This window comes from Streptomyces cynarae, from assembly GCF_025642135.1.
Taxonomy (GTDB): Bacteria; Actinomycetota; Actinomycetes; order Streptomycetales; family Streptomycetaceae; genus Streptomyces; species Streptomyces cynarae.
The window spans coordinates 8173348-8196888 of the sequence record NZ_CP106793.1 but is presented as its reverse complement, the minus strand read 5'-3'; the positions used below and the strand labels follow the sequence as shown (position 1 = coordinate 8196888).

The window sequence follows — 23541 nt, the reverse complement described above, 5'->3', positions numbered from 1 at the left end:
ACCGCCCCGGCGGGCGACGGGCCGAGTCGGTCTACCGTGACCCGTGTGCCGCCTGCCGGGGCGAATGCCGCATCAGAGAACGGCGACGGTCTCCTGGCGGGCGTAGCTGAACCCGTCAGTGTCGAAGTAGAAGACGGCGACCTGCACCTTGTCTCCCTTCGCGAAGTGCGAACCCGCGGCCGGGCGCAGTGTGACCTGCGCGACGTGGCTGTCGTAGTCGCAGACGAGCTTGTCCTTCTTGACGGTGCCCGCGGCGATCGACTCGTCGTGGGTCCCCCGGCCGAGCGCCGTCGCGTTGGCCACGAGCTCGTGGTCCATGCCGACGTCGCAGGAGTAGGTGACCTTCACCTGCAGGCCCGGAGCGTGGAACGACACCTTGTCGATGGCCAGCAGGTTGGCCTTCGCCGCCGCCGAAGGTGCGCCCGCCAGGACGCCCGCACCGACCATGACAGCGGTGGCCGCCGTTCCGGCGAGGCGTCGCCGAAGACCGGATGACTTCATCGGTTTCTTCCTTCCCCCTTGCGCGGTCACCCTTGGTCGAGGCGTGGAGAAGTTCTCCAACTGGGCGGGTGGCTGCGAAAGTTGATCGATTTCCGATCTGGATGTTACGTGATCTTTGAGGGTTATGGCGCCGGATGCCAGTTCTGAGGTCCGACCACCCGATCACCCCTCCGCCACCACCCCGGGCGGCAGGTTGAACGGCGTGACCACCTGGATCGGCGAGGGGGGACGGGGCCCTTCCTCGGGGAGCGCGCCGTGCGCCCGCATGACCGTCTGGCAGGCGTGGCGCATGTCCTGGCGCAGGTCGTGGTGGAGGACGGCGGAGATACGGCGTTCCCGCAGCAGGCGCGTGTTGTCCTGGTCGAGGTCGTGCGCGATGAAGACGGCCGGGTCTCGGCCGAGTGTCGCGAAGGCCTCCACGGTCGCCGCGTTGCCGCCGCCGACGGAGTAGACGGCGTTGATGTCCGGGTCCTGTTCCAGCGCGGCCAGGACCAGGTCGCGCTGGCTGGCGTCCAGGCCGTCGCTGTCGGTGACCTCGACCACGGTGCGGTCGGGGCAGGTCATCCGGAGCGCGCCGCGGAAGCCCATCTCGCGTTCCTCCTCACCGCGGAAGAAGCCCCGGCTGATGGTAACCAGCACATGGCCCGGGCGGTCCCTCAGCCACTGGTCGAGGAGGTATGCGGCGGTGGCTCCCGCGGCGCGGTTGTCGATGCCGACATAGGCGAGGCGTGCACTGCCCGGCAGGTCCGTCACCAGGGTGACCACGGGGATCCCGGCCGCCACCAGCCGGCCGACGGCGTCGGTGATCTCGGGCAGGTCCGGGGCCTTGAGGATCACGCCCTGGGAGCCGCGCCTGGCGATCCGGTCGAGGACGCGGACGAGCTCCGAGGGCGGGCAGGTCTCGCGGAAGTGGAAGCGGGAGCGGACGACCGCCGGGTGCAGCGAGGGCAGCTCGGCCTCCAGGGCGTCGCGCACCGCGGTGGAGAACCGGGCCGGGGTCTGCATCACTATGTCGATCATGAAGGTGCGGCCGCCGATGCGGACCTGCGTCCGTTGCCGGTCCAGGTCCCTGATCGCCTGGTGCACCTCGCGTGCCGTGCTCTCCCGCACTCCGCCCCGGTGGTTGAGGACACGGTCCACGGTGGCCTGGCTCAGTCCGGCCTGACGGGCGATCTCGCGGATCGTGTACGGGTGTCCCATGGCTGTTCCCGGAAGTGGAGGAAGGTGGATGGCCTGTGATGATGGTTTTTTGATGGTCTCCTGATTGTTGATTGAGGGGCCCGGGTTCACAAGACTGGCGGAAACGACGGCACGGCGAAAGGACTCCGCGATGTCTCTCACCACCGCGGGACCCGGGATCTGGCTGCGCGAGGAGGACTGCGACCTCGACGCCTTCCGTTCCCTGGTCGACGAGCGCACCGATCCGGCCGAATACCCGCTCGCCGACGGGGTCGAGCGGAACGTCCTCGTGTACGACAGCGACCGGCTGCGGGCCGCCGGACCGGAGCAGGTACGGACCGAGTGGGTGCGGGCCCTGCTGGACGGGCCCGGGATCGTGGTGCTCAAGCGCGCGTTCCCCGACCTCGATGTGGTGGACCGTGCGAGCGCCGTCTTCACCGCGTTGATCGAGCGGGAGCGCGCGGCCGGCACCGCCCGCGGTGACCACTTCGCCAAGCCCGGCGCCAACGACCGGGTGTGGAACGCGCTCGACAAGATGGCCGCGCACGATCCGGTGACGTTCGCCGACTACTACGGCAACGACATGCTGGCGCTGATCTCCGGGGCCTGGCTCGGCCCCGGCTACCAGATCACCTCGCAGATCAACCAGGTCAACCCGGGCGGGGCGGCGCAGAGCGTGCACCGCGACTACCACCTCGGGTTCCTGCGCCAGGAGCAGGCGGCCCGCTACCCGGCCCACGTCCACCGGCTCTCCCCCGTGCTGACCCTGCAGGGCGCGGTGGCGCACTGCGACATGCCCGTGGAGTCGGGACCCACGCTGTACCTGCCGCACTCGCAGAGGTACGAGCCCGGCTACCTGGCCTGGCGGCGGCCGGAGTTCATCGCGTACTTCGAGGAGCACCACGTCCAACTGCCCCTTCAGAAGGGGGACGCGGTCTTCTTCAACCCGGCGCTCTTCCACGCCGCCGGCCACAACAGATCCGCGGACATCCGGCGGATGGCGAACCTGCTGCAGATCTCCTCCGCCTTCGGCCGCGCCATGGAGACCGTCGACCGCGAGGCGGTGTCGAACGCGGTCTATCCGGTGCTGCTGAGGCGCAAGGCCGAGGGCGCCGACGGGGACTGGCTGCGCCGGGTGGTCGCCGCCTGCGCCGAGGGCTATCCGTTCCCGACCAATCTGGACCTGGACCCGCCGGTCGGCGGGCTGGCACCGCCCTCACAGGCAGAGACGGTGTGGCGGGCCGTGGCCGAGGACTGGAGCCCGGAGCGGCTGCGGCAGGAACTGCGGGCCGCCGCCGAGCGCCGTCGGATCTGACAGGGAATGACATGGGACTGCTTCAGGACAAGGTCGTCCTCGTCAACGGCGGGAGCCAGGGTGTCGGCGCCGGTGTCGTCCGGGCGGCCCTGCGTGAAGGGGCGCGCGTGGTCTTCACCGGGCGCCGGACCGACGCCGGCGAGGCGTTCGCGAAGGAGACCGGCGCCGTCTTCGTGCGTGCGGACCTCGCGGATCCGGCCGAGGCGCGCGGCAGCGTGGAACAGGTCGTGGACCTGCACGGCAGGATCGACTGTCTGGTGAACGCGGCCGGGCTGACCTCGCGCGGTTCGCTGCTGGACACCACGCTGGAACTCTTCGACGCGCACGTCGCGATCAATCTGCGGGCGCCGTTCTTCGCGATGCAGGCGGCCGTGCGGAACATGGTGGACCGCGGGGCGCCCGGCACCGTCGTCAACATCATCACTTCCTCGGCCCACGGCGGGCAGCCGTTCCTCGCCCCGTACGTCGCCGCCAAGGCCGGCCTGGTGGGGCTCACCCGCAACGCCGCGCACGCGCACCGCTGGGACCGGGTCCGGATCAACGGACTGAACATCGGCTGGACGGACACCGAGGGCGAGGACGCGGTCCAGCGCGCCTTCCACGGCGCCGGGGACGACTGGCGTGATAAGGCGGCCGAGGCCGTGCCGATGGGCAAGCTCGGGCAGGTCGACGAGATCGCCGACTTCGTCGTCTTCCTGCTCTCCGACCGCAGCGGCGTGGTGACCGGTTCGGTGATCGACTGGGACCAGATCGTCTTCGGCGGACTTGACTGAATCCTCCCCCTCAGCCCTCACCCTTCAGCCCTCACCCCCGTCAGTTGTCGCACCTCGTTCATTGGAGCAACTTCCCATGCGTATCGGCATCCTGGGCCTCGGCCGAATCGGCGCCTTCCACGCCGCCACCCTCGCCGCACTGGACACGGTGGACTCCCTGGTGGTCACCGATCCCGTGGCCGCGGCCACCGCGTCGGCGGCGGAGCGTTTCGGGGCGAGGGCGGTCGACTCTCCCGAGGCGCTCCTCGCCGCCGGGGTCGACGGCGTCGTGATCGCCGCCGCCACGGACGCCCACCCGGCGCTGATCCTCGCCGCCGCCGAGGCGGGCATCCCCGTCTTCTGCGAGAAGCCGGTGGCGAAGACCGTCGAGGAGAGCCTGACCGTGCTGCGCGCGGTGCGGGACAGCGGCGTCGAGGTGCAGATCGGCTACAACCGGCGCTTCGACGCGGGCTGTGTCGCGGCGCGCGAGGCGGTCCTCGCCGGTGAACTCGGCGCGCTGCACACCGTGCGCTCCACCACCCTGGACCCGGCGCCGCCGCCGGAGGCGTACATCGCGGTGTCCGGGGGCATCTTCCGCGACTGCTCCGTGCACGACTTCGACATCGTGCGCTGGGTGACCGGGCGGGAGGTCACCGAGGTGTACGCGGCCGGCGGCAACCGCGGTGCCGCGTACATCGCGGCCGCGGGCGACGTCGACACCGCCTCCGCGATCCTCACCCTGGACGACGGCACCCTCGCCGTGATCTCCAACTCCCGGCACAACGCGCGCGGATACGACGTACGTCTGGAGCTGCACGGCATGAAGGACAGCATCGCCGTGGGCCTGGAGGACAAGCTGCCGCTGCGGTCCGTGGAGCCGGGCGCCACCTTCCCGGCCGGTGCCCCGCACCACTTCTTCATGGACCGCTTCGCGGACGCCTACCGCGCCGAACTCGCCGCGTTCACCGAGATGGTGGCGGGCCGCAGGCCCTCACCGTGTACGGTGGCCGACGCCATCGAGGCGAGCTGGGTCGCCGAGGCCTGCACGCTGTCGCTGGCGGAGCACCGACCGGTGCGAATGGACGAGGTGCGCCAGGGCATGGACGAGGTGAAGTGAGGCATGAGCGAACCGCTGAGGATCGGCCTGCTGGGTGCGGCCCGCATCACCGACATGGCGCTCGTGGCCCCGGCCCGCGCGGGCGGCCACCGTCTGGTCGCGGTGGCCGCGCGTGACCGGGACCGGGCGCAGGCGTTCGCCGACGCCCACGGCGTGGAGCGGGTCGTCGGCTCGTACGCCGATCTCGTCGCCGATCCCGAGGTCGACGTCGTCTACAACCCGCTCGCCAACGGCCTGCACGGCCCCTGGAACCTGGCGGCGCTGAAGGCGGGCAAGCATGTGCTGACCGAGAAGCCGTCCGCGAGCAACGCCGAGGAGGCCGCCGAGGTACGCGACGCGGCGGCGTTGGCGGGCACGGTGTTCATGGAGGGCTTCCACTACCTCTTCCACCCGGTCACCCGGCGGCTGCACGAACTGCTCGCCTCCGGGGAACTCGGCGAACTGCGGCATGTGGAGACGGTGGTGGCCATGCCCCCGCCCCCGGACGACGACGTGCGCTGGTCACTCGCGCTGGCCGGCGGCGCCGTGATGGACCTGGGCTGCTACGCCCTGCACGCCCAGCGGATGCTCGCCCCGTGGGCCGGCGGCGCCCCCGAGGTGGTCTCGGCACGCGGTGGGGAACGGCCGCAGGCTCCGGGCGTCGACGCCTGGCTGGACACGGAGCTGGCCTTCCCCGGCGGCGCCACCGGTACCGCGCGTTGTTCCATGGTGCACGGCACCTGGCAGGCGACGTGCCGGCTGGTCGGCACCCGGGGTGAGGCCACGGCGCTCGACTTCGTACTGCCGCACCAGGACGACCGGGTCGTGGTGCGCACGGACAGCGGCGAACGGACGGAGGAGCTGGGACGCAGGTCCTCGTACACCTACCAGCTCGAGGCGTTCGCGGCCCGGGTGCGGGGCGGGCAGCCGCTGCCTCTGGACGCGGACGACGCGCTGTCGACGATGCGGCTCATCGACACCGCCTACGAGAAGGCCGGGTTCACGCCCCGGCCACGCAGCTGACGCGACCGGCCTGTGACCGGGATCGGTGGTCGGCAACGGGTGGCGGGGTTGTACCCCTCGCTGCGGTCCTGAGCTGCGCGGGGAGCGTCCTTGGAGGCGACTCCTCCTGGACGTAGGGGCGTCAGGCCGCCGAGGTCGCGGGGCCGAGGTGGTGCGGGAAGCGGACGCAGACGGCGGCGGCCGCGACCGCGGCGGCGACGACCAGCGCACTGCCCAGCAGAAGCGCCTGGTGGCAGCCGTGGCTCAGCAGTGGGGCGGCGAGCAGCGGACCGAGGATCTGGCCAGCGCTGTATCCGGCGGTCACCAGGGCCACGGCGTGGGGGTACTCGAAGGTGGGCGCCGATGGACAGGGCGATCTACGGTCAGCGGTACGACCGGCCCCTGGTCGTGGCCGACGGACGAGCGCCCGGCCAAGATCGTCGAAACGGCCAACTACGACGAATGGCTGGAGACGGTGGCCGCCAACCGCGGCATCGGCATCGTCCCCGAGGTCGCACAGCGCCGTACCCAGCACCCCGCCCTGCGCTTCGTCCCCCTCACCAACGCACCGCCCAGCCCTGTCAGCCTCGTCCACTTCCCCGACGCGCAGCGGACGCTGATCCGCCGGTTCCTGGACGCCGCCCTGTCGGCCGCCACCCTGGAATGATCACAGCGGTCCAACGAGCTGAATGTATGCCTGACCGGCATGGACAGGCCACCACAGGCATTTCTGCCAAGGGCGCGGAGTCATTAGCGTCGACGGCATGAGCGAAACCCTGAGCACAGGTCTGTCCCGACAGGAATCCGCGGTCACCGTCCTGGGTGGCCCGACGGCCGTGATCGACCTCGGCGGACTGCGCATCGTCAGTGATCCGACCTTCGACGACGCGGGTCCCCACGGGTATCTCACCAAGACGGCCGACCCTGCCGTCGGCGAGGACGGCGTGGGGCGGGCCGACCTCGTTCTGGTCAGCCACGACACGCATCCGGACAACCTCGATGAGCGTGGCCGCGCGTTCGCGAAGGCCGCCCCCCTGGTGCTCACCGGCCCCCTGGCCGCCGGCCGGCTGGGATCACCGGCAGTCGGCCTCGCACCGTGGACCAGTCACTCCGTGCCCCGCGCGGACGGCGGCGGCGACCTGACCGTGCTGGCGGTCCCCGCGGTCCACGGCCCCGAGGACGGCGAGCGGGACGCCGACGGGAACGTCAACTGCGAGGTCATCGGGTTCGTGCTGTCCGGGCAAGGGCTTCCCACCGTGTATGTGAGCGGCGACAACGCCTCGATCCGCACGGTCGCGGAAATCTCCCGCCGGGTGCCCGACATCGACGCGGCCGTCCTGCACGTGGGAGCGGCACGCGTCCCGGCGAAGTTCGACGGCCGTCCACTGTCCCTGGACAGCCGAGCCGCCGCTGCCGCGGCAGCCGTCCTGGGCGCGGACACCGTCGTCCCGGCCCACTATGACGCCTGGGCCCACTTCTCCGAGGGACTGGCGGAGATCGAGCTGGCCTTCCACGAGGCCGGCCTGTCCTCCGTGCTGCGCGTCGCGCCCCACGGAACATGGGTGCAGCTGACCCGCTGACCCGCTGACCCGCTGACCCGCTGACCCGCCCTCACCGACGCACACATCAGCGACAGGACTGCAAGGAACGACACGCATGCCATTCGTACGAATCGATCTCATCCGCGGCCGTCGTCCCGATGAGGTGAGGGCGATCGCCGACGCGACGCACCAGGCGCTCCTGGATGTGCTGGACATCCCCGAGCGGAACAGGTTCCAGATCATCACCGAGCACGACGCGGATCACGTCATCGCCCTGGACGCCGGCCTCGGCTTCGAACGAAGCGACCGGCTGGTGATGATCCAGATCTTCACCCAGTCGGGACGCACCACCGAAGTCAAGCAACGCCTCTTTCACACGATCGCCGAGCAGCTCGAACCCCTCGGCATCAGCGGTGAGGACGTCTTCATCGGCATCGTGGAGAACGGCCCTCAGGACTGGTCGTTCGGCTTCGGACGCGCCCAGTACACCGAGGGCGACCTGGCCGTACCCGGCCGCTGACGCCGCATCACCAAGGCCGCCCGGGAACCGGTCGCCGGCCTCGTCCGTCAACGGTGCGCCACGCAGATCAGTTTGTGGGAGCGGGACCGGGCGGCAGATGGACCGTCATGATCAGGTGGCAGGTCTCCGTGCCCGAGCCCCGGTAGGTGTGAGAGGTGTCGCCGTCGAATGTGGCGGTCTGGCCGGCCTCGAGGGTGTGCTCGGTCCCGTCGACGAGCAGGGTCATTCGGCCGGAGGTGACGCTGACGGTTTCCACGACTCCGGCCTGGTGGGGGTGGCTGGGATATTCCTCACCCGGTTCCAGTTGCCAGCGCCAGACCTCGACCGGGGCCGGGCCTGAGGTCGTCAGCATCAGCCGGGCCTCGCTGCCCCGCTCCCCGGTCCACAGAGGTGCCACGGCGTCGGCCGTCACGACCCGGACACGCCCTTGGGGCGGTCCCTGCATCAGGGCGGACACCGAAATGCCGAGAGTGTCGGCCAGCCGCACCAAGGTGGCCAGGTTCGGGTTGCCCTGGGCCTTCTCCAGCCCCACCAGGGCGCCCTTGCTGACCTGGGCACGCCGGCTGAGTTCCTCCAGGGACAGGCCCGCGCGGATGCGGGCCGCCCGGACGTTGTGCGCGACCGTCCGCAGGGCTGTGGCTGTCTCGACCACCTGATCACCATCCTCACTGCGAGCCATTCAAATGAACCGTCCGGTCAGTTGATTTGACTCCTGCCGGTCGTTCTGTCGTACCGTGGGGTCGTTCCATTGATGGTAAGGGATGGCGCTGTGATCGCTTTGCTGCTGGCCCTGGGCAGCTCACTCGCGTACGGATGCGCCGACTTTCTCGGCGGTCTCGGCGCCAGAAAAGCTCATGTGCTGCGTACCGTGATGATCGCGGCCCCGGCCGGTCTCGCGGTCGAGCTGCTGCTGTGGCCTGTGCTCGGCGCCTCGTTCAGCTCCGCGGCCCTGGGCTGGGGTGGCGCGTCCGGGGTCGCCTCGGCCGCCGCGTTCGCCCTGCTCCACCGCACCCTGGCGATCGGCCCGATGAACGTGCTGTCACCCGTGACCGCGCGGCCGGATGCTGTCGGGCATCCGCGGGCTTCGTCTCGAAGTCACCGACGTACGGGCCAAGTCCAAGTACGACGACCACAAGCCCGTCGAACACCGCAGCGCCGTCGCCGACCGCCTCACCGAGCGCGGACAGGGCCTGGACGTGCCCGCCGCACGCCGGCAGCTCCGCCGCCTCGACCGCATCGGCCCCTGGAAGTCCTGACCGCCCCACCCGCAGAAAACGGAAACGCCATCCATGCCCGCCTTCCGCATCGCCCCCGCCGTCACAGACGCCTTCCCCGACACGCTCATCGCCCTGGTCACCGCCACCGGCCTGCGCGTCCGTGAATCCTGGCCCCACACCGCCGCCGCCGTGGAGGAACTGGAGCAACGGCTCGCCGACGGCACCTGGCGGCCCGCCGACGAGACCGACCCCCGCATCGAGGCCTGGCACAACGCCTACCGCTCCTTCGGCACCAACCCGCGCCGCGTCCGCCCCAGCGTCGACGCCCTCGGCCGCCGCCTGGCGAAGAGGGGGAGCCTGCCGCGTATCAACCCGGCCGTCGACTCCTACAACACCGTCTCCGTCCGGCACGGCCTGCCCGCAGGCGCCTTCGACCTCGACCACGTCACCGGTGACGTCGACATCCGCCACGCGGACGGCATCGAGTCCTTCACCCCGCTCGGCGAACCCGACACCGTCGAGCACCCCAAACCCGGCGAGATCATCTACACGGACACCACCGGGGTCCTGACCCGCCACTGGAACCACCGCGACGCCCACCGCACCCGCGTCACAGAGGACTCCACCCGCGTCGCCTTCGTCCTGGAAACCCTCCACGCCGACCGGGACGGCGACCTCCTCAAGGTCGCAGCCGACGAACTCCAGGGCCTCCTCGCCCCGCACGCCGAACAGACCGCTGTGTCCTACCTCGGCCCGGCACAACGCCAGGCCACCACCTGAGACCTCCGACGCGCTGACCTCGCGGCCCGCCTGACGGCGGCGGCCGGGCTGCTCCAGGCGACCCTCATGGCGACTCCTTCGGCCGCAGCGCCATGGGAGTCGGCGTGCCGGGGGCCAGCAGCCCCTCGGCGCGCAGCTCGTCCCACACCGCGGCCGGTACCGGGTGCCGCAGCTGCTCCACGGTGTCGCGCACCTCCCCGGCGGAGCGTGCCCCGGTCAGGACGCTCGCGACCGCGGAGTGGCCGAACGGGAAGTGCAGGGCGGCGGTGCGCAGCGGGACGCCGTGGCGTTCGGTGACGCTCTTCAGGTGCAGCGCTCGGTCCAGGACCGGGCGCGGGGCGGGTGCGTAGTCGTACGTCGCCCCGGGCTTCGGGTCGGTCAGCAGCCCGGAGTTGAACACGCCGCCGATGATCAGGCTCCGGCCACCGGCGGCGGCCTCGGGCAGTACCTCGGCGAGCGCCTCCTGTTCGAGCAGGGTATAGCGGCCGGCGAGCAGGACCACGTCGATGTCGGTCTCACGCAGGAAGCGGGCGGGGAGCGCGCACTGGTTCGTTCCGATGCCGATGGCCTTGACGACGCCTTCGTCACGCAGCCGCTCCAGCGCCGGATACGCCTCGGTGAGGGCCTGCTCGGCGTGGTCGTCGGGATCGTGCAGCAGCGCGATGTCGACGCGGTCCAAACCGAGGCGGTCCAGGCTCGCTTCCAGGGAGCGCAGTACCCCGTCCGCGCTGAAGTCCCAGACCCGGTGGTGGGTGTCGGGTACGGCGAAACCGTGCGCGAGGTCGTCGCCGCGGCCACCCTGCGGGTTCGGTTGCAGCAGCCGCCCGACCTTCGTGGACACGGTGTACGCGTCCCGGGGGCGGCCACGCAGCGCGGCTCCCAGACGGCACTCGGACAACCCGAGTCCGTAGTGGGGCGCGGTGTCGAAGGTGCGGATGCCCGCGTCCCAGGCCGCGTTCACGGCGGCGATGGCCGCCTCGTCGGTGACCGGGCGGTAGAGGTTGCCGATGCCCGCGGCCCCGAACGCCAGCTCGGTGACCCGCAGACCGGTGCCGCCCAGTGTCGCCGCCCTCATGAGCCGGCCTGCGGGCGGAGCCTGAGCCCCTGCATGCCGCCGTCGACGGCGAGGACGGTACCGGTCACGGAGGCGGCGGCCGGAGACGCCAGGTAGACCACGGCCGCTGCGACCTCCTCCGCGGTGACCAGGCGGCCCATCGGCTGGCGTGCGTTGAGGGCGGCGCGTTCGGCGTCGGGGTCGTCGGCGGCCTCCAGGAGCCGGGCCACCCAGGGGGTTTCGGCGGTGCCCGGGTTGACGCAGTTGACGCGGATGCCCTCGCGGACGTGGTCGGCGGCCATGGCGAGGGTCAGCGACAGGACGGCGCCCTTGCTGGCGGAGTACAGGGCGCGCTGGGGGAGCCCGGCGGTGGCGGCGATCGAGCAGGTGTTGACGACGGCCGCAGTGCCCGGACGGGCGGTGGCAGCGCGCCGCAGGTGCGGGAGGGCGGCGCGGGTCGTGCGGACCATGCCGAGGACGTTGACGTCCAGGACGAGGTGCCACTGTTCGTCGGGGTTGTCCTCGACGGTGCCGACGGCGCCGATGCCCGCGTTGTTGACGAGGATGTCCAGACCTCCGAGCCGTACGGCCGCTTCCTCGACGGCCAGGCGTACCGAGGTGTCGTCCCGGACGTCGGCCTTGAGGGCGTGCAGAGGCTCGGGCACCTGGGACGGTTCGAGGTCGAGTACGGCCACCGCGGCGCCGTGCGCCGCGAACGCGCGGGCCGTGGCGAGCCCGATGCCGGACGCGCCGCCGGTGACGAGGGCCCTGAGCCCTGACAGAGCGGTCATGAGACACCTTCCATCCGGGCACGGTCGGCGACCCAGAAAGTTCCGTCCGGGAAGTGGTAAGCGGCGATGGACTCCTCCCGCATGGTCGCGGAGAAGCCTGGGGCGAGTGGGGCGGTGTAGTGGCCGTCGCGCATCACCACGGGCGCGGTGAAGTGCTGGTGGAGGTGGTCGACGTACTCGATGACCCGGTTCTCGGTGGTGCCGGACAGGGCAAGGTAGTCGAACATCGACAGGTGTTGGACCAGCTCGCACAGTCCCACCCCGCCAGCGTGCGGACACACCGGAACGCCGAATTTCGCGGCGAGCAGCAGGATCGCCAGGTTCTCGTTGACTCCGCCGACGCGGGCGGCGTCGATCTGCAGCACGTCGATGGCGCCGGCCTGGAGGAGCTGCTTGAAGACGATGCGGTTCTGCACGTGCTCGCCGGTGGCGACCTTCATGGGGGCCACCGCCCGGCGTACGGTCGCGTGTCCGAGGACGTCGTCGGGGCTGGTGGGCTCCTCGATCCAGTAGGGCCCGAACTCGGCGAGCGCGTTGGTCCACTCGATCGCCTCGTCCACGTTCCACCGCTGGTTGGCGTCGACGGCGATGCGGATGTCGTCGCCGACGGCGGCACGAGCGATGCGCAGCCTCCGGATGTCGTCCTGGAGGTCGGCGCCGACCTTCAGTTTGATCTGGGTGAACCCGTCGGCGACGGCCTGCTTGGCCAGTCGGGTGAGTTTGTCGTCGGAGTAACCGAGCCAGCCCGGTGAGGTGGTGTAGCCCGGGTAGCCGCGCTCGAGGAGCGTCGCCTCGCGCTCGGCGAGCCCCGCCCGGCCTTCGCGCAGGAGAGCGAGAGCGTCCTCGGGAGTGAGGGCGTCGGCGATGTACTGGAAGTCGACCTGGGAGACCAGCCACTCCGGTTCGGCGTGGGCGAGCAGCCGCCACAGCGGCTGCCCGGCCCGCTTGGCGGCCAGGTCCCACACGGCGTTGACCACGGCGCCGATCGCCATGTGCATCACCCCCTTCTCGGGGCCGAGCCAGCGCAGCTGGCTGTCGCCGATCAGGTCGCGGCTGAGTGAGCCCGGGTCGGCACAGAGCTCTGCCACGGAGCGGCCCACGATGTGGGGCCGCAGGGCGCCGATCGCGGCGACCTGCACGTCGTTGCCGCGTCCGATGGTGAAGGTGAAGCCGTGGCCCTCGAGCCCGTCGCCGGCGTCGGTGCGCAGCACCACGTAGGCGGCGGAGTAGTCGGGGTCCGGGTTCATCGCGTCGGAACCGTCCAGTTCCCGCGAGGTGGGGAAGCGGACGTCGTACGTGTCGATCGCGGTGATCCGGGCTGAGTTGGCAGTCAAGGGGGTGCCTTTCATGCTTGGCCGAAGGTCTGGCGCTGGCTGCCGAGCCTGTCGACGGAGAGTTCGACGCTGTCGCCGGGGCGGAGGTAGGGCGTGCCGGGCAGGCCGAGGGCCACACCTGCGGGCGTACCCGTGTTGATCACGTCGCCCGGCTCGAGAACCATGTACTGGCTCAGGTAGGACACGATGTGGTCGACCGGGAAGATCATGTCCCGGGTGTGCCCGCTCTGCCGCTTCACGCCGTTGACGCTCAGGTGCAGCCCGAGGTTCTGCGGGTCGCCGACCTCGTCGGCGGTGACCAGCCACGGGCCCAGCGGGTTGAAGGTCTCGCAGGACTTGCCGAGGTCCCACTGCGGGGAGTACTCCAGTTGGAACTCGCGCTCGGAGACGTCATGACTGATCGCGTACCCGGCGATCACATCCCGCGCGGCCTCCGGGCCGTCCAGGTAGCGTGCCCGTCGGCCGATGACGACCGCGAGCTCGACCTCCCAGTCGGTCTTCACCGAGCCGCGGGGGACGAGCACCTCGTCGTAGGGGCCGACGACGGTGCCCGGGTCCTTCATGAACACCACGGGCCGTACGGGAATCGCCGCGCCGGTCTCGGCGGCGTGGTCCCGGTAGTTCAGACCGACGCAGACGATCTTGCCGGGGCGCACGACGGGCGGTCCGATCCGCAGGCCGTCCGCCTCCAGCGCGGGGAGACATCCTGCCGCGATCGCCGTGCGGACACGGTCGACACCGTCCGAGGCAAGGAACGCACCGTCGATGTCGGGGGTCACGGAGGACAGGTCCAGCAGTCGGCCGTCATCGGTGCGGACAGCGGGCCGCTCTTCACCGGGGGCGCCGACTCGTAGCAGTTTCACTGGCAATTCCCTTGCCGTAGGCGGTTTTTCGGATGGAGGTGACGGCCGGGTCGTACAGGCCGTGCCGCCAGCTGTGCCCTGAAACCGGAGCCCCGCAGAGAGCCTCAGCGACCGCTCGACCCAGTCATCGGATGTATGACGGCATCGCGACTGTAGACGCAAGGAAGCCGCCTGACAACGGATACCTCGGATGTCTTCCCGTGCCACTCGTGGTTCGCCACGATTTGTGCGAGCTGACACCGATGTCACCGCCGGAGTCGGGACGGCCCGTGGAGGTTTCCTCCGATGAGTGGGGCGGGCCACGCGCGGCAAGCTCCGCTGGTGGTAACCACGATCCGGCATGCCCGACACCAGCCGGAGGGGCTGCGGGAACACCGGCACGCCGCTCCGCCGACGCGGCGGCTGACCGGCCGCAGCGGTCTTTGCCGAATCGTGAGCCTGAGTCGCTCGCCGCGAGCCGGTCGACCGACCGGGCAAAGCTACAGGTCAGGAAGGGGTGCGGCAGGCTGCCGACTCGTTCGGGCGGGCCTGCGGAGGCGCGCGCCGTCATGCGGCGCAATTGAGTTGTGGCGGACTCTTGTCAACGTCGGCAACGCCGTCGTAACGTCCTCGGCGTCCGAGAGACATCGGAGGAATGGTCCAGCGCTTCAAGGCCCATTCGGTCGGACAAGTACGGCCGCTTGCCCTCCGTTTCTCGGCACCGGCTGTCCCTCACCTCCGTCCCCATCGGGCGCGGTCCGCACTGCCTTGTGCCAGGTCCACGTCTGCCCGGCCCGCGGCCGCGCCCGTCCCTGCCCGACGGCGAGTTCGCCTCCCTCTCATCGTCGCCCCGCGGTCCTCCGCCCCGCCAAAGGAGACAACACGGCCATGAAGCTCACTCGCACCCGCTCGACCGCCACCGCCGCCACCGCTGTGCTCGCGGTACTGGCCCTCGCCACCGCGTGCAACCGCGGGAGCGCCGGCTCAGTCGGCTCGGGCAGCGACAAGCCGGCCATCGGCATCGACGTGCCCCGCGCGGACTCCGACTTCTGGAACTCCTACGCGCAGTACCTGAAGAAGGACGTCCACGCCGACGGCATCAACGCCCTGCCGATGAGCGACTCGCAGAACGACGTCACGCACCTTGTCGCCAACGTGCAGGTCTTCCGCAACACCGGAGCCAAGGCCATCGTCATGGCTCCGCAGGACACCGGTGCCATCGCCTCCACCCTCCAGGAACTGTCGACCGCGAAGATCCCGGTGATCAGCGTCGACACCAGACCCGACAAGGGTGACGTATACATGGTCGTCCGCGCCGACAACCGGGCGTACGGCACCAAGGCCTGCGAGTTCCTCGGCAAGCAACTCGGTGGCGAAGGCAAGGTGGCCGAGTTCGAGGGAGCCCTGGACTCCATCAACGGCCGCGACCGCTCGGAGGCGTTCGCCGCGTGCATGAAGGAGAAGTTCCCGAAGATCAAGGTCTTCGAACTGCCCACTGACTGGAAGGGCGACGTCGCCTCGGCCAAGCTGCAGAGCCTGCTCGCCCAGAATCCCGATCTGAACGGCATCTACATGCAGGCGGGCGGTGTCTTCCTGCAGCCGACCCTGGCCCTGCTGCAGCAGAAGGGCTTGCTCAAGCCGGCGGGCCAGAAGGGGCACATCACCATCGTCTCCAACGACGGCATCCCGCAGGAGTTCGACGCGATCCGCAAGGGCCAGATCGACGCGACCGTCTCCCAGCCCGCCGATCTCTACGCCAAGTACGCGCTGTACTACGCCGAGGCCGCAGCGGAGGGCAAGACCTTCGAGCCGGGTCCGACCGACCACGACTCCACCATCATCAAGCTCCCGAACGGCCTGGAGGACCAGCTCCCCGCCCCGCTGGTGACCAAGAAGAACGTGGAGGACAAGTCCCTGTGGGGTAACAACGTCGCCCAGTGACCTGCTTCATCGCCCACAGCTGCGGGGGGCCCCACTCCCCCGGTAGCACCCCAGCACCACGGCCCCGGGTTCACCCCGCGCTCCTCGGCCCCCCAGCATCCGTACCCGAAGGACGGTATCCACCATGGCGGACACCGCCACCACCCCGGCGGCCGGTCCCGTATCCCGGGCCCCGGTCGCCGAGGCGACAAGCATCGGCAAACGGTTCGGTGCCACCGTCGCGCTGCGCGACGCCCGTATCAGCATCGCCGAGGGCGAGTCACACGCCCTGGTGGGCCGCAACGGCGCCGGCAAGTCGACGCTCGTGTCGATCCTCACCGGCCTCCAACAGCCCGACACCGGTTCACTGCGTTTCTCCGGTGAGCCGGCGCCGGCCTTCGGCGACATCGACGCCTGGCGCTCCCGGGTCGCCTGCGTCTACCAGCGGTCCACCGTCATCGGTGAACTGACCGTCGCCGAGAACCTCTTCCTGAACCGGCAGAGTCCCGGCGCGGTGCGCCCCATTCGCTGGAAGCAGCTCAGGCAGCGTGCCGAGGAACTCCTCGCCGAATACGGCGTGGCCGTCGACCCCGCCGCGCGGGCCAGGGACCTGACCGTCGAACAGCGGCAGTTCGTGGAGATCGCCCGCGCTCTGTCCTTCGGCGCCCGTTTCATCATCCTGGACGAGCCCACCGCCAAGCTCGACGCCCGCGGCATCGGCCGCCTCTTCGACAAGCTGAGGGATCTGCAGGGCCAGGGCGTCGCCTTCCTCTTCATCTCGCACCACCTCCAGGAGGTGTACGACCTCTGCACGACCGTCACGGTCTACCGTGACGCCCGCCACATCCTCACCGCACCCGTGGCCGAACTCGGTCACCGGTCCCTCGTGGAGGCCATGACCGGCGAGACCGCCTCCGCGGACACCGCCCCCGCGGGCGCGTCCCCGGCCGCACTGACCGACGGGGCGGAGCTGCTGCGCATCGACGGCCTGACCCTGCCCGGCGCCTGCGAGGACGTGTCCCTCTCGGTGCGCTCCGGGGAGGTGGTCGGGCTCGCCGGGGCGACGGCCAGCGGCAATGTGCAGGTGGGTGAGGCCATCGCCGGTCTGCACCGTGCCAAGGCCGGAAGGATCTCGGTCGGCGGCAGGAGCGTGCGCACCGGCAGCGTGCCGTCCGCCCTGACCGCCGGAGTGGGCTTCGTCCCCGAGGACCGGCATCTGCAGGGCCTGGTCAACGGCCGCAGCGTGGCGGAGAACGCGACGCTCACCGTCACCGACCAACTCGGCCCGTTCGGCGTCGTCCTGCCCGCCCGTACCAGGGCCTTCGCCCGGCGCATGATCCGGGATCTCGACATCAAGACCCCGGCAGCCGCCACCCCGGTCTCCGCGCTGTCCGGCGGCAACCAGCAGAAGGTCGTGGTCGCCCGCGCCCTGGCCACCGACCCGCACGTGCTGGTGGCCATCCGCCCCACCAACGGTGTGGACGTCAAGTCCAAGGAGTTCCTGCTCGGCCGGATCCGGCGGGCAGCCGACGAGGGCAAGGCGGCCCTGATCGTCTCCGACGAACTCGACGACCTCAGGGCCTGCGACCGGGTCGTGGTCATGTTCCACGGACGGGTGGTCGCCGAGTTCGAGCGCGGCTGGACGGACGACCAAGTGGTCGCCGCCGTCGAGGGCGTCGCCGACACCACCACCCCAACCGCCGCGGCCACGGCGTCCGGCACCGACGAGCACGGAAGGTAGACATGTCCGCCACCACAGATGTCACGGAGCCCGCACCCAGCACGACGGAGCCGGCCGCAGCGGACACCGCACGACGCCGGCTCGACCTCGGCCGCTTCCGTGAACTGTCCCTGGTCCCGGCCGTCCTCGTGCTGGGTCTGATCGGTTTCATCGTCTCGCCGGCCTTCCTCACCGCCGACAACCTCATCGGTGTGGCGCAGCAGTCCACCGAACTGAGTCTGCTCGTCCTCGCCGCCGCCCTCATCCTCATCTGCGGGCGGATGGACCTGTCTCTGGAGTCCACCATCGGCGTGGCCCCGGTCATCGCCGTATGGCTGGTCCTGCCCACCCATGGCGGGCGGTTCAACGGGCTCGGCCTCTTCCCCGAGTGGATGGCGGTCCCGCTCTGCCTGCTGGTCGGAGTGGCGATCGGCGCCCTGAACGGATTCCTCATTCTCAAGCTGCGGCTCAACGGGTTCATCGTCACCCTGGGCGGGCTGACCATGCTGCGCGGCCTGCAGGTCGCCCTGTCCGAGGGCCAGTCGATCGTGGACCTGCCGTCCTCGTTCACCTACCTGGGCAGCGCGTCCTGGCTCGGCGTGCCCGCCGCCATCTGGATCTGCGCGGTGCTGTTCGCGGCGGGAGGCAGCGCACTGGCCTGGCTGCGGCACGGACGGGCGCTGTACGCGATCGGCGGCAACCCGGAGGCGGCACGCACCGCCGGCATCCGCGTCGACCGGATCGTGTGGGTCGTCCTCATCCTCGGCAGCCTGCTGGCCGCGTTCGCCGGCATTCTCTACAGCGGACACTACGGCTCCATCTCGGCGACGCAGGGCAGCGGCTGGATCTTCCAGGTCTTCGCCGCGACCGTCATCGGCGGAGTGAGCCTCAACGGCGGCAAGGGGTCCGTGTTCGGCGCCCTCACGGGTGTCCTGACCCTCCAGCTCGTCGTCAACGTCATGACGCTGGCGGGCGTACCGCCTCTGTGGAACCAGTTCCTCAACGGCGCCATCATCATCGTCGCGCTGATCATCTCGCGCTTCGCCTCCGGCGAGAAGCAGGAGTAGCGGCCGCCCGCGCGCCGCTCCGCCCCGGACTCGGTGCCGCGTGGCGGACCGGCGCGCGCACATCCCTCCGCCGGCAAGGAAAGGCACCCGCGTGGCACTCACCGACGAGGCGATGGAGAAGATCAAGGCGATGATCGTCGCCGGTAAACTGGCGCCCGGGTCCCGCCTGCCCAAGGAGGAGGTCCTCGCCGGGCAGTTGGGCCTGTCCCGCAACTCCCTGCGCGAGGCCGTCCGCGCGCTCACCGCGATGCGCATCCTGGTGGTGCGGCAGGGCGACGGCACCTACGTGTCCAGTCTGGAGCCCCACCTGCTCCTCGAGACGCTCTCCTTCGCCTCGGACGTCTCCCAGGGCCGCACCGCCCTGCAACTGCTCCAGGTGCGCAGGCTCCTGGAACCGCAGGCGACGGGGCTGGCCGCCGCGCTGCTGACGTCCAAGGACCTCCGGGAACTCGGCGACATCCTGGAGCGGGCCAAGTCGGCCGCCACGGTGGAGGAGTTCGTCGTCTACGACACCGCCTTCCACGCGAGGATCGTCGAAGCAGTCGGCAACCCGGTGCTGTCCATGCTGCTGCGCGTGCTGTCCACCCGCACCCAGCGGGTACGCATCGTCCGGGGCAGCCGGGCCCGGCGCGCCGTGGAGAACGCGCACCGGGACCACGACCAGATCCTCGGCGCACTCCGGGCACGCGACGCTCTGCTGGCCGCCTCCACCGCGGCGGTTCACATCACCGCCGTCGAGCAGTGGCTGGCGGCCAGCCTGATCGAGGAACCTGTGGAACCCCTCGCCGACTGACCGCTCTGTACGGCTCGCTCCCGCCGCCGCCCGACACCCTCCCACGCAGGCCGGGCGGCGGGTCATCACGCCGACGAGCTGAGCGCACCGGCCACCGTGAGCAGCCGCGTGTCGGCCGCCGACGCGGCGGTGGACACGGCCGAACCCGGTGTCCTGGCCGTACCGTTCGACGCGGCAGAGCGGCTCACGGCCGACCGGTCAAGGGCCGTGGTCGAGCGGCGAGACCGCCTGCGACATCCGCGCCCCCGTCAGCTCCTCGCTCGACGCCCTCGCCGTCCCGGCGCCGCTGTCACCGAGGAGATCGCCGGGCCGCGGCACCGGGCACGCGCGTCATCAGCGCCTTCGACCCACGTTCGCCACGACGCTGGGGGCCGATGACGCCGAGTCCGCCCGTGAGCGGGTCGCCGGCCTGGTCGCCTCCGGCGGGCCCGCCCCGCCGAAGTGGGCGCGCTCGAACATGCACGCGAACTCGAGACTTTAGCGCTGCCGGATCTCCTGGCGCAGCAGGCCCGTCACGCCGGTTGCGGTGGGCGAGCACCGTCAAGCAGCGCGCTCCCTGGCCCCGGACAAGGGCTGGACTCCCCCGTTCCTCTCTCTTGCCCATGGTGGGTCATCGCCGTAGCCTCCTCCCAGGCCATAGATCCGATGTCTCATGGATGGTTTTCCCCTCTTCCATCACCCTGCCTCGAATCTCGGAGAGAAGACCTGAGGGACATCGGATCTCTTTGCCCTCCCGCAGGCAGTTGCGGGCCGGGATGGCAGGCGGTCGCCGCCCTTGTGGACGGCGAGTCCGCACCCTGGTGTCCTCATGCCTCCTCGAAGGAGCATCAATGTCGCTGTTCCGTCCCAGAGCCGCCGGCCTGCCCGGTGCGCTCGGCACACTGGCGGCGCTCGTGTGCGCCGCGATCGCCGTGCCCAGCCCGGCGTACGCCGCCACCCCGACCGTGCTGTACGCGTCGCCCTCCGGGTCCGGCAGCACCTGCTCGCTGAGCTCGCCGTGCAGTCTGGACGGCGTCAAGAGCAAGGTGGCGGGTCTGGCCCCCGGCATGGCCGCCGACATCGACGTGTATCTGCGCGGCGGTACTTACCGTCTGTCCCAGGCGTTCGCCCTGGATGCGTCCGACTCCGGGCAGAACGGCTTCAAGGTGGTCTACGCCGCCTACCCGGGCGAGAAGCCCGTCCTCAGCGGGGCGGCCAAGATCACCGGGTTCTCCCTCTTCGACAGCACGAAGAACATCTACCGCGCCTCCGTGCCCGCCGGTACGCAGAGCCGGCAGCTGTTCGTCGACGGAGTGCGGGCCCAACGGGCACGCGGTCCGCTGAACCCCTCCGGTTTCAGCCTCTCCGGGTCCAGCTTCACCACCAGCGACTCCTCCTACACGTCGTTCACCAACGCCTCCTCAGTGGAGATCGTGGACAACACCCAGTGGAAGCAGATGCGCTGCCCACTGGCGAGCATCACCGCGCCCAGCGGCGGCGGGTCCAGCCTCAACGTCGACCCGACCTGCTTCGCCGACAACAACACCTCGGTGCCCAACCGGGGCTTCCCCTTCAACGGCGCCGGGCTGCCGAAGCTGAACGCGATCAGCTACGTGGAGAACGCGTACCAACTGCTCGACGCCCCGGGGGAGTTCTATCTGGACAGCTCGGCGGGCTACCTGTACTACAAGCCGCGCAGCGGTGAGGACCTCAGCACCGCCGACGTGGAACTGCCCACCACCGAGACGCTGCTGAACGTCAGCGGCACTCCCGGCCACCTGACCCCGGTCAACGACACGGACGCGTCCATCACCTACACCGGCTCCTGGAGCCACTCCGGTGGGCGTTCCCTGGGTGACCTCTACGACGACGTGCACGCCACCACCGTCAACGGCGACTCGGTGAGCTACACCTTCACAGGCACCGGGATCGACGTGCTGTCGGAGACCAACAGCGACGAGGGCGGCATCGACGTCTACGTCGACGGCACCAAGGTCCGGAGCGTGTCCACCTCCGCCTCCTCGCGGCTCGCCCAGCAGGTCGTCGCCTCCGTCAGCGGCCTCGCCAAGGGCCGGCACACCCTCAAGCTGGTAAAGACCGGCGGGACGTACATGGTCCTCGACGGCTTCACCGTGGTGCCGGACGCGATCACGCCCGCGCACGACATCGCCTTCCAGGGCCTGACGTTCGCGTACACCACCTGGATGCTGCCCTCCACGGCCGGCTACATCGACAACCAGGCCGGCGTGCTGTGGGACCCCGGCCACTCCAACGCCCCCATCCGGATCCCCGCCGCCGTCCAGGTCCACCGCGGCTCGAACATCACCTTCACCGGTGACGAGGTCGCGCACACCGGCGGCACCGGCATCGACCTCGCCGACGGGACCCGGAACTCCACGATCACCGGAAGCTTCATCCACGACACCTCCGGCGGCGGCGTCTCCGTCGGCGAGGTCGACGACTACTACCTCACCGACACCAGCCGCATGACCACGGGCGACACCGTCTCCGAGAACTGGATCTCCCACGTCGGCCAGGACTACTCCGACGCGGTCGGCATATGGGCCGGCTACACCCGCAACCTGGCCATCTCGCACAACGACATCGGCCACACCCCGTACTCGGGCATGTCGCTCGGCTGGGGCTGGGGCTACGCCTCACCGTGCTCCATGCAGTCCGCCCAGGGCCTGACCACCTGCGCGCACGGCACCATCTACGCGGGCGCCAACCAGATCCTGAACAACCACGTGCACGACGTGATGAACATCCTGCACGACGGCGGCCCTATCTACACCAACGGCGGCCAGGGCAACGGTGACGGCTCCACCACATCCGTGCTGGCGAACAACCTCGTCGAGGTCACCAACAACACCAACAACAGGCTGTACCAGGACGAGGGCAGCTCGTATTGGAACACCTACAACAACGTCACCCGCATCGGCGGCGGCAACTGGATCGGCATGTGGACGCCGACCATCCACGACATCAACATCCACGACAACTACTCCGACACCTCCGCCTACAACGACAAGGGCACCGACATCACCTTCAACCAGGCCACGATCGTCTCCGGCGGCGCCTGGCCCACCGCCGCCCAAGCCATCATCGCCGCCGCCGGCCCCGACGCCGCCCACCAGCCGCTGACCGGCAGGATCGACGACGACGACACCTCCATCTCCTACACCGGCAGCTGGACAGCGAACGGCAACCGCGGCTACGGCGACTACGAGGACTCCGTGCACGCCACGCAGACCAACGGCGACACGGCCTCACTGACGTTCACCGGCACGGGTGTCTCGGTCATCGGCGAGAAGAACAGCGACCAGGGACAGGTCGAGGTCTTCGTCGACGGCACCTCCAAGGGCCTGTTCGACACCAGCGCCACCACCCGGCAGGCGCAGGCGGTCATCTACAGCACCAGCGGACTGCGCGCGGGCAGCCACACCGTCCAGTTCGTCAAGCGCAGCGGCACCTGGGCCACCCTGGACGGCTTCGAGGTCACCGGTGCGGCCAACGACACCGCCTCGTCCATCGCTTACACCGGTGCCTCCTGGGGCTACTACGCGGGCCGCGGTCTCGGCGACTACCAGGACGACGCCCACGCCGCCACTGCCAACGGCGACTCGGTCACCGTCACCTTCACCGGGACCGGGATCAGCCTCGTCACCGAGACCAACTCCGACGAAGGCACCATCGCGGTCTCCCTGGACGGCGCCTCCCAGGGCACGGTCAACGCGTCCTCCACGAGCCGCCTGGCCCAGCAGACCGTGTACTCCGTCAGCGGCCTGCCGCTCGGACGGCACACCCTCACCCTCACCAAGACAGGAGGCACCTATCTGGTGATCGACCGGTTCGACGTGCGGTGACCAAGCGGCGGCCACCGGCCGCACCGGGCCGTCCGTGTCGGAGCCATCGGCACGGACGGCCCGCCGCCACAACACGTTTCACGGAACGCGCCGTCGAGTCGCGCCTTGAGCAACCTGTGCGCCACCCTGGAGACGGCCGGCGTGGTGACGCGCAACAGGTCGTCGGCCAATGTGTCTCTCTCGTTCTGCGACCACAACGCCGTGGCCGCACTGTGGCCGGCGCTACGGCCTCCCGGCCGTGGCGCGCCGTTGCCCCCCCCATCGCCGGTCCG

The 23541-nt window shown here is 70.4% G+C and carries 21 protein-coding genes and 2 pseudogenes; 15 read left to right on the top strand and 8 right to left on the bottom strand.

Annotation, left to right across the window (positions count from 1 at the left end):
* Positions 1 to 72: 72 nt before the first annotated feature.
* Together N8I84_RS37005 and N8I84_RS37000 are read right to left on the bottom strand one after the other, a co-directional pair.
* On the bottom strand, positions 73 to 501 hold the full coding sequence (locus N8I84_RS37005) for a hypothetical protein (protein ID WP_263233862.1): 429 nt from the start codon (positions 499 to 501) through the stop codon (positions 73 to 75).
* A gap of 162 nt (positions 502 to 663) precedes the next feature.
* Complete coding sequence (locus N8I84_RS37000; RefSeq protein WP_263233861.1) at positions 664 to 1701, bottom strand: LacI family DNA-binding transcriptional regulator; 1038 nt, start codon at positions 1699 to 1701, stop codon at positions 664 to 666.
* A gap of 130 nt (positions 1702 to 1831) precedes the next feature.
* On the opposite strand from N8I84_RS37000, the gene N8I84_RS36995 reads away from it, so the two are divergent.
* The 4 genes from N8I84_RS36995 (at position 1832) to N8I84_RS36980 (ending at position 5866) form a co-directional block, all read left to right on the top strand.
* On the top strand, positions 1832 to 2995 hold the full coding sequence (locus tag N8I84_RS36995; RefSeq protein WP_263233860.1) for a phytanoyl-CoA dioxygenase family protein: 1164 nt from the start codon (positions 1832 to 1834) through the stop codon (positions 2993 to 2995).
* 11 nt (positions 2996 to 3006) lie between these two features.
* Positions 3007 to 3768: an SDR family oxidoreductase gene (locus N8I84_RS36990; RefSeq protein WP_263233859.1), complete on the top strand. Its 762-nt coding sequence runs from the start codon at positions 3007 to 3009 to the stop codon at positions 3766 to 3768.
* 76 nt (positions 3769 to 3844) lie between these two features.
* Entirely contained in the window at positions 3845 to 4864 is a 1020-nt protein-coding gene (locus tag N8I84_RS36985; RefSeq protein ID WP_263233858.1) for a Gfo/Idh/MocA family protein, read from the top strand.
* A gap of 3 nt (positions 4865 to 4867) precedes the next feature.
* A complete protein-coding gene (locus N8I84_RS36980) occupies positions 4868 to 5866 on the top strand; it encodes a Gfo/Idh/MocA family protein (protein WP_263233857.1) in 999 nt (332 codons plus the stop codon).
* A gap of 121 nt (positions 5867 to 5987) precedes the next feature.
* Here N8I84_RS36980 and N8I84_RS36975 read toward each other — a convergent pair.
* A pseudogene (locus N8I84_RS36975) lies at positions 5988 to 6222 on the bottom strand (MFS transporter); the annotation flags it as partial.
* Between the two features lie 59 nt (positions 6223 to 6281).
* Here N8I84_RS36975 and N8I84_RS36970 point away from each other — a divergent pair.
* From N8I84_RS36970 to N8I84_RS36960, 3 genes are all read left to right on the top strand, one after another.
* On the top strand, positions 6282 to 6512 hold the full coding sequence (locus N8I84_RS36970) for a LysR substrate-binding domain-containing protein (RefSeq protein ID WP_263235010.1): 231 nt from the start codon (positions 6282 to 6284) through the stop codon (positions 6510 to 6512).
* A gap of 97 nt (positions 6513 to 6609) precedes the next feature.
* Positions 6610 to 7425, top strand: a complete 816-nt coding sequence (locus N8I84_RS36965) for an MBL fold metallo-hydrolase (RefSeq protein ID WP_263233856.1) — start codon at positions 6610 to 6612, stop codon at positions 7423 to 7425.
* A gap of 76 nt (positions 7426 to 7501) precedes the next feature.
* Positions 7502 to 7906 (top strand): tautomerase family protein, encoded by a 405-nt coding sequence (locus N8I84_RS36960; RefSeq protein WP_263233855.1) that lies wholly within the window; start codon positions 7502 to 7504, stop codon positions 7904 to 7906.
* Between the two features lie 67 nt (positions 7907 to 7973).
* Here N8I84_RS36960 and N8I84_RS36955 read toward each other — a convergent pair whose 3' ends face one another.
* A complete protein-coding gene (locus tag N8I84_RS36955; RefSeq protein WP_263233854.1) occupies positions 7974 to 8558 on the bottom strand; it encodes a helix-turn-helix domain-containing protein in 585 nt (194 codons plus the stop codon).
* A 117-nt stretch (positions 8559 to 8675) separates the two neighbouring features.
* Here N8I84_RS36955 and N8I84_RS42885 point away from each other — a divergent pair.
* From N8I84_RS42885 to N8I84_RS36945, 3 genes and pseudogenes are all read left to right on the top strand, one after another.
* A pseudogene (locus N8I84_RS42885) lies at positions 8676 to 8960 on the top strand (EamA family transporter); the annotation flags it as partial.
* Positions 8961 to 8967: 7 nt separating this feature from the next.
* Positions 8968 to 9162, top strand: coding sequence for a hypothetical protein (locus tag N8I84_RS36950; protein WP_390899084.1), 195 nt, complete (start codon positions 8968 to 8970; stop codon positions 9160 to 9162).
* A gap of 33 nt (positions 9163 to 9195) precedes the next feature.
* Entirely contained in the window at positions 9196 to 9903 is a 708-nt protein-coding gene (locus N8I84_RS36945; RefSeq protein ID WP_263233852.1) for a B3/B4 domain-containing protein, read from the top strand.
* A gap of 64 nt (positions 9904 to 9967) precedes the next feature.
* Here the strand turns inward: N8I84_RS36945 and N8I84_RS36940 are convergent, their stop codons facing one another.
* From N8I84_RS36940 to N8I84_RS36925, 4 genes are read right to left on the bottom strand one after another with little or no spacing between them, the layout of a single operon-like run.
* A complete protein-coding gene (locus tag N8I84_RS36940) occupies positions 9968 to 10978 on the bottom strand; it encodes an aldo/keto reductase (RefSeq protein WP_263233851.1) in 1011 nt (336 codons plus the stop codon).
* Positions 10975 to 11748 carry an SDR family NAD(P)-dependent oxidoreductase gene (locus N8I84_RS36935; RefSeq protein ID WP_263233850.1) on the bottom strand — a complete coding sequence of 258 codons (774 nt, stop codon included), beginning with the start codon at positions 11746 to 11748 and terminating at the stop codon, positions 10975 to 10977. Before N8I84_RS36935 ends, N8I84_RS36940 begins: the two co-directional genes overlap by 4 nt.
* Positions 11745 to 13082 (bottom strand): L-fuconate dehydratase, encoded by a 1338-nt coding sequence (locus N8I84_RS36930; RefSeq protein ID WP_263233848.1) that lies wholly within the window; start codon positions 13080 to 13082, stop codon positions 11745 to 11747. The genes N8I84_RS36935 and N8I84_RS36930 overlap by 4 nt, the downstream gene beginning before the upstream one ends.
* Positions 13083 to 13093: 11 nt before the next feature.
* Positions 13094 to 13945, bottom strand: a complete 852-nt coding sequence (locus tag N8I84_RS36925; protein ID WP_263233847.1) for a fumarylacetoacetate hydrolase family protein — start codon at positions 13943 to 13945, stop codon at positions 13094 to 13096.
* Between the two features lie 867 nt (positions 13946 to 14812).
* Here N8I84_RS36925 and N8I84_RS36920 point away from each other — a divergent pair.
* From N8I84_RS36920 to N8I84_RS36900, 5 genes are all read left to right on the top strand, one after another.
* Positions 14813 to 15865: a sugar ABC transporter substrate-binding protein gene (locus N8I84_RS36920; protein WP_263233846.1), complete on the top strand. Its 1053-nt coding sequence runs from the start codon at positions 14813 to 14815 to the stop codon at positions 15863 to 15865.
* A gap of 124 nt (positions 15866 to 15989) precedes the next feature.
* Positions 15990 to 17585, top strand: coding sequence for a sugar ABC transporter ATP-binding protein (locus N8I84_RS36915; RefSeq protein WP_263233845.1), 1596 nt, complete (start codon positions 15990 to 15992; stop codon positions 17583 to 17585).
* 2 nt (positions 17586 to 17587) lie between these two features.
* Entirely contained in the window at positions 17588 to 18631 is a 1044-nt protein-coding gene (locus tag N8I84_RS36910) for an ABC transporter permease (RefSeq protein WP_263233844.1), read from the top strand.
* Positions 18632 to 18722: 91 nt separating this feature from the next.
* Positions 18723 to 19424: a FadR/GntR family transcriptional regulator gene (locus N8I84_RS36905; RefSeq protein ID WP_263233843.1), complete on the top strand. Its 702-nt coding sequence runs from the start codon at positions 18723 to 18725 to the stop codon at positions 19422 to 19424.
* Positions 19425 to 20254: 830 nt separating this feature from the next.
* Positions 20255 to 23269 (top strand): hypothetical protein, encoded by a 3015-nt coding sequence (locus N8I84_RS36900; protein WP_263233842.1) that lies wholly within the window; start codon positions 20255 to 20257, stop codon positions 23267 to 23269.
* Positions 23270 to 23541 lie beyond the last annotated feature (272 nt).